A 6,077-nucleotide genomic window follows, 5' to 3' on the forward strand; every position below is an offset into this window, starting at 1 on the left:
AATTGTTAGTAAAACGTTGTCAGGTTTTGAGTGAGATGAAAGAAGAAATTAGAAATTTAACTTTCTATCATTGGCTAGCTTCTATTTAAGCATTTTTTTAATGGGGTATGACAACCGGATTTAGTATGAGAACTGGATAATCATCATCAGGTAGTTTTCCAGGGTACAGCGGCGAAAAATTATGCCCCAGATAAGTTAGACTGTAAGGGAATCGAGGCTTTTAAAATTTTCAGCATATACCTCGTGTCCATGCTGGCTCGTTTGATTTTTTGACGAGTACTGCGTTTATAGCTGGTTTCAAGATTGAGTAAATTAATACTAAGCGCGCTTGAGTAAAGCCATATTCTGTGGAGCATGGCCTGTGCGAATCCGGCTATTATCCTCCCCAAAAGTCACATCTAAGACGAGCGTGAAGTTGATTTTCAATTGACCAGTGCTGTCGGATAGCTTTACCCAACTGTTGAGCATTGGCTGGTAGAGAAGATAGGTAAAACATCACCTCACGGGTAGTCTTGTTCCACAGATGACGAGTACGAATAACCATAACAATAGTCTGTAATCCATCCCACTGGGACTGTTGGTACAAATCATTGTCTATCTGCTCAAGACAAACCGCCCAAACAATCGCGCTTTTCAGTGCGATGGTGTGCTGACTCCACCCGTAGATCGTAGCTATACTCAAGACCCTCTTGCCTCATTAGCTACAGCAGTTTCAAACCATTGCTTCACCTGCTCCCATAAAGTGGGATGATTTCTTTTGAGTGCCAGAACATAATCCGCACTAAGAGCGCGAATACTACGAGCTATTTGATGCTGAGTCCCCATCGCATCAATGGTATCGGTTGCATCCGCAGATGTCGAGTAATTCCAGTAAGGCGCTTGATCGCTGTAATCTCATTGCTTTTATCGTCCACTTTGACAAGACCTACGAAACAACCGATGGTCACTTGCCCAGGCGCTCACCACGTGCAATGCTGATTTTGACTGGTTACGGTCATAAGAACCCTTGATTTGTTTGCCATCAATGGGAATTACCTGTGCTCCGGGCATCTGTTACTAAACTAGCTAACCAACTGTTAAAGCTCTCCTCAAAGGCACGCTTAAGATATTTGTTCAAACACTCGTCGATACGTATCTGCACAGGGTATCCCATGAGGCAATGGTAATAAGGTGGATAACCATTGCTGGTGGCTGACTCCATAGGTTTCTATGTCTTCCCACCCCGTCGCGCCCCCGATGGTGGCGTCGGGTGCAATCATTACTATACTTACAAATGGATGAAGCACTCCTTGTTTCCCTCGTGGATCTCCCAGGTGCTCAAAATGCTCAAGCATTTGTTGTTGAAACTGCTGAGTATCTCCGGCTGGCTGGAGTGGTGAGGATTTAGGACTGGTTGCGGTGGTTTTAGTGGGTTTATCGAAGCCAATGACCATTGGATACCTTGATTGTGACATCGGTTCCCCTAGCATATTATGAGTTCGTTTTTCTTGCGCTTACCCTGGGTAGTTTTCCTAGGTATCTTTTGACGATTTGTGGAAAATTTGATCTCATTGAAGCAACATTGTAAGATTTTTTTTAGCCTCGATTTTATCAATTTAGAGGCTATTTGTATAGGTTTTTAACTATCATTCAACATTTATGTTCAATATCACCGATAATCTTTAAACTATCTTTATAGTAGAGCCAATTGTGAAATAGTAGAGCCAATTGTGAAAATAATGTGAATGTATCGGTTCCATTTTTCACGTCCTACCTGGTAGCAATTGGGTTTAATAAGCAGGTGCACAAAATTAATTACCTATTTTTGACATAATAATATACAATTAGATAAAATCGATCAAAATAGGTATTTATATGAGATTCATTAGAGAATTAAATCCCGAGACTAAAAAACTTTTATAAAGAATAAGTTGGCAAAGTAAATATCCTCAAGTGAGAGACAGAGCTAAATGTATATTGTTGAGTTATAAAAAATTTTAATACAAGGAATTAACTTTATTATTTGGAGTTAATCGAAAAACTATATATAACTGGTTAACTAGATGGGAAGATCAAAAAATCCTAGGAATATACAATCAAAAAGGTAGGGGCAGAAAACCTAAATTAAATCAGGAGCAAAGGCAACAAGTAAAGGAGTGGGTAAAATCTGAACCAAAAAGCCTAAACAAAGTTAAAAATAAAATCAATAAAGAGTGGAAAATAGATGTAAGTAAGGAAACTATAAAAAGAACCATAAAAAAGTTGAATATGAAATGGAAAAGAATGAAGATAGGAACGAGTAAAACCCCTGATTAATGGGAGCTAGACGTAAAGATACCCAGACTAAAAGAGCTAAAACAGCAAGCTAAAAAAGGAGAAATTGACTTAAGATATTTAGATGAAAGTGGATTCTATTTGAAGCCAGATATTCCTTACGGATGGCAAGAAAAATTAAAACGAATAACTCTTAATAGTTGCCAAAGCAAAAGAATTAATGTTCTCGGATTAATGGGATGTAAAAATCAATTAGATTCCGAAATACATCAGGGCTCAATTGATAGTGAAATCGTGATTAAATTTTTATATAATTTTAGTAAAAATTTAGATAAACTCACTGTAGTAGTAATGGCTCAAGCTTCAATACACACGAGCAATAAAATCCTAGAAAAACTAGAATAATGGAAAGCCAAAAATTTAGATAGATTTTGGTTACCTACTTACTCACCTAAGTACAACTTAATTAAAATTTTCTGGAAATTTATTAAGTATGAGTGGATTGAAATTGATGCTTACGAAAACTGGAAAAGCTTTCTTAAATATCTCAAAAAATTTCTTGACAATTTTGGTCAAGAATATGTAATTAATTTTGTTTAGGTGCTTAGATCAAAATCAGCTTAGTGTAAGACAGAGAAAGCTTTACTCACCTACTGACAAATTACTACTGAAAAATTACTACTCAAAAATTACTATTGACTGATGTTTCCAACTAGGGATTGAGCTGGGAATACACAATCTTGACCAGTGGCTTTGCCTCGCTCAATAGCCTCATCAGCGGCTCGATAGAGGCTTTCGATGTCTGTGCCATCCTCAGGGTACTCTGCCACCCCAGCACTAAATGTTACCTGCACTAGCTCACAGTTATCAAATTCTTCACTAACAGTCTCCAAAATTTCTTGGAGCCTTCTGACCCCAGCCTGTCGATTGAGACCATACATCCCGATGAAGAACTCCTTACCTCCCCAGCGGGCAACTATATCCTCGCTGCGAAACTTTTGCCGCAAGATTTGTCCTAACCGCTTAAGCATTCTATCTCCCATCACATGACCATATTGCTCATTCACCTGTTTTAAGTTGTTTAAATCCAATAAGGCATAGCAAAGAGGTTGATGGTAGCGTTGGGATAAACGCAGTAATCGATTAAATTCTATGGTAGATTGACGACGATTAGCCACACCAGTTAATTGGTCAGTTTCTCCTAAACTACGGAGCAGTTTGGTACGCTCTAGACGATGGAAAACACGGGTGACTAACTCGGATTTCGTTATCGGTTTAAAGATATAGTCATCAGCTCCAGCTTCATAAATGCGGTGAATTGTTTCAGAGTCTTGGTGTTCACAAAGCAATAGGATAGGTAATCCATGCCAGATCCGATCAATGCGCACAACTTGGCACAGTTCAATCCCATTGAATTGGGGCATGTCTAAATCCAAGATCAGTAGATCAGGTCCTGTCGCTTCGAGCTGTTCCCAAAATTGATCGGGTTCTTCTAAGGTAGTAATCTGCACTCCTAAAGGTTGTAGGAAGTGTCGTATACTTTCGAGCACTAGGGGATCATCGTCTACTGCCAGGACTTTGGCGGTGGAAGGTCTAGCTTGATTTAAGACATCTTCAACGGTTTCTAGTAACTGTATTGGGGTAACGGGTTTGGATAAAAACGCCCGTCCTCCCTGACGAGCAACCTCAACGCGATCGCTAAACCGATTTTGCTGTGTAGAAACGATTACTGGGATTTGAGGGTATTGGTTCTGGAAATATTTTAGGAGTGCCATTCCGACCTCTGGATCATTGGGAAACATCAACTCCAGTAGAACAACATCAGGTACTTCTTGATCCATGACAAATCTGGCTTCCCTGGGATCTAGGACAACTTTTACTTGCATATCCCAATTTACTGCTTCTCTTTCCAACTGTTGTGTCAGTTGCACCTCTCCATCGATAACTAAAATCAAGGGAAGCTTTTTTGGGAATTGCTCGGGTGCCAGGGGTTCTGATCTACCATCCTTGGTTAGTTCAGACTCTTTTAAGACAGTAATGGTTGGATTATCTTCCAACTCACTAATGACATCACCAGAGAATGCTGATGGAGGTTGCTGGAGTTCTTCAGACAGAAGTGCTACCAAAGATGCCAGATTTTGAATATTAGTTGGGGAGGTTAGCTGCTGTAATTGAGGACTAGGCAATTCTATTTGGTTGTCATAGTTCCTGCGTCTTGACCGATATCTAAGTTTACCGGAGTTCCTTGTCTTGGTTATACTGACGAACTGTAGCCAGTACTCAATAGTTTGGGCTAGCCGTGATCCTTCCACTAAGCCAAACTTATCTAAAGCTCTAACCAGCTTGTGGACTTGCTGCTGGGCTTGTTTTCGCAGCTCCTCAGTAAGATGTCCGGCTTCGAGAGCATTAACCGCCTGTTCTACAGTGGCAAACTGACGCCACATGGTTCCTTTAGAAAGCTCCCAAGGCTGATTGAACCTGGTTGGGGTTGGTTTGATTTTCTTTCTCTTGCTCCTCGGTAAGCTCTTGAGGCGATAGCCCATACCATAGACAGTTTCAATCATATCATCAGCTTCAACACTCTTGAGCTTGCGCCTTAACCCCTTAACATGTGCCCTAACTGTTTCTGGTGAAGGAGGGTCTTCAAATGACCACAGATGTCCGAGAATGAAACTCTGACTAAATACTCGGCGCGGATGGCTCAAGAATAGTTCTAGAAGACCGTATTCCTTTGGTGAGAGATGGAGCAGTTGACCTTTATAAGTTACTTCACAGGTACTCGGGTCTAGGCAGACATCACCCCATTCCAGTAGCCTTAATCCAGAAACACTGTGGTGACGCAGTAATGTCCTAATCCGAGTCAAAAGATCCTTGGCTGTAAAGGGTTTAACAATATAATCATCAGCTTCAGCATTAAGCTTGACTTGCTCAGCAATAGCTGATTGAGAAAGCAACAGCAAAATCCCTCTATCATAGCTTGCCTGCCGTAGTCGCTTACACAAGCTGATACCATCGAGCTTGGGTAAATCCACTTCCAGCACAATCAGGTCATAGGTAAAGGCTTGAGCATACTCCCAACCCTCTTCCCCATCTCCAGCAATATTTACAATATAATTCTGCTCTCTCAACACTTTACTCAAGGTTAGAGCTAGAGCATTGTCATCCTCTACCAGCAAAAGTCTCATGAACAATCCTGCTGTAAGCCTAGTCCTTTACAAATTTTGGATAAACACAGAACACTCAAAAATATACCTCTTTTGACAGATGCTATATGTAATTTCTTGATATGCGTTCATCACTATTTGGGTTTTACCATTAGTAACGGCTAGTTGCACTGGATCATCTCAAAATTATGTAAAGAGTGTGTAAAGATTGTGTCAAATTGAGAAGTGATTCTTCCCTCTCTTGGTGGGCTTTCACGCTTAGCTTTCAAAAAGCGCGAGGTCGCACCCCATCTTTGATCGCAACGCGCGGATCAGCTGCTTTACCACTCCTTTAATGAAAGGGTGGCGATCAAGCCTCTGTTCTTCGAGAACACTAGTCCAGAAGTAGTAGGGGGAATTATTAACAGAAGCTACAGGTAGAATTGCTGCCTAAGTTCTGCTAGGGTTGGCATTATCTACCCTACTACTAACCTAAGTTGCTAGTTATCAAAAAACACCTCAAAATGGCTTAAAGACACCAAAACCTAGTATCGCTAGGGCGTGTCATCAAATAGGTATCAATTTAGTTTAGAATCGGTAGCTGTAGAGAGTTTAGTCAATCAGGAGCTGTGCTATCATGATACGCCGCTATGCTTTGCGTCTCGGACCAGTGGGAACGGA

Annotated in this window: 3 protein-coding genes and 2 pseudogenes; 1 reads left to right on the forward strand and 4 read right to left on the reverse strand. The window is 40.8% G+C overall.

Features of this window, described 5'->3' with window-relative positions:
* Positions 1-305: 305 nt before the first annotated feature.
* The 3 genes and pseudogenes from F6K51_RS38780 to F6K51_RS38790 form a co-directional block, all read right to left on the reverse strand.
* A pseudogene (locus tag F6K51_RS38780) lies at positions 306-463 on the reverse strand (ISAs1 family transposase); the annotation flags it as partial.
* Between the two features lie 215 nt (positions 464-678).
* Positions 679-825: a hypothetical protein gene (locus F6K51_RS38785; protein ID WP_364306224.1), complete on the reverse strand. Its 147-nt coding sequence runs from the start codon at positions 823-825 to the stop codon at positions 679-681.
* A gap of 275 nt (positions 826-1,100) precedes the next feature.
* On the reverse strand, positions 1,101-1,454 hold the full coding sequence (locus F6K51_RS38790) for a transposase family protein (protein ID WP_365940550.1): 354 nt from the start codon (positions 1,452-1,454) through the stop codon (positions 1,101-1,103).
* Positions 1,455-1,905: 451 nt separating this feature from the next.
* Here F6K51_RS38790 and F6K51_RS34810 point away from each other — a divergent pair.
* Positions 1,906-2,853 (forward strand): annotated as a pseudogene (locus tag F6K51_RS34810) (IS630 family transposase).
* Positions 2,854-2,945: 92 nt separating this feature from the next.
* Here F6K51_RS34810 and F6K51_RS34815 read toward each other — a convergent pair.
* A complete protein-coding gene (locus F6K51_RS34815; protein ID WP_293030013.1) occupies positions 2,946-5,438 on the reverse strand; it encodes a response regulator in 2,493 nt (830 codons plus the stop codon).
* Positions 5,439-6,077: the final 639 nt, after the last annotated feature.

The sequence above is a fragment of the Moorena sp. SIO3I8 genome (assembly GCF_010692325.1).
GTDB lineage: Bacteria > Cyanobacteriota > Cyanobacteriia > Cyanobacteriales > Coleofasciculaceae > Moorena.

Bases quoted from the DNA above. Each gene is read 5' to 3' on its own strand.
- F6K51_RS38785 (WP_364306224.1), bottom strand. From the start codon at position 825: ATGGGGACTCAGCATCAAATAGCTCGTAGTATTCGCGCTCTTAGTGCG.
- F6K51_RS38790 (WP_365940550.1), bottom strand. From the start codon at position 1,454: ATGTCACAATCAAGGTATCCAATGGTCATTGGCTTCGATAAACCCACT.
- F6K51_RS34815 (WP_293030013.1), bottom strand. From the start codon at position 5,438: ATGAGACTTTTGCTGGTAGAGGATGACAATGCTCTAGCTCTAACCTTG.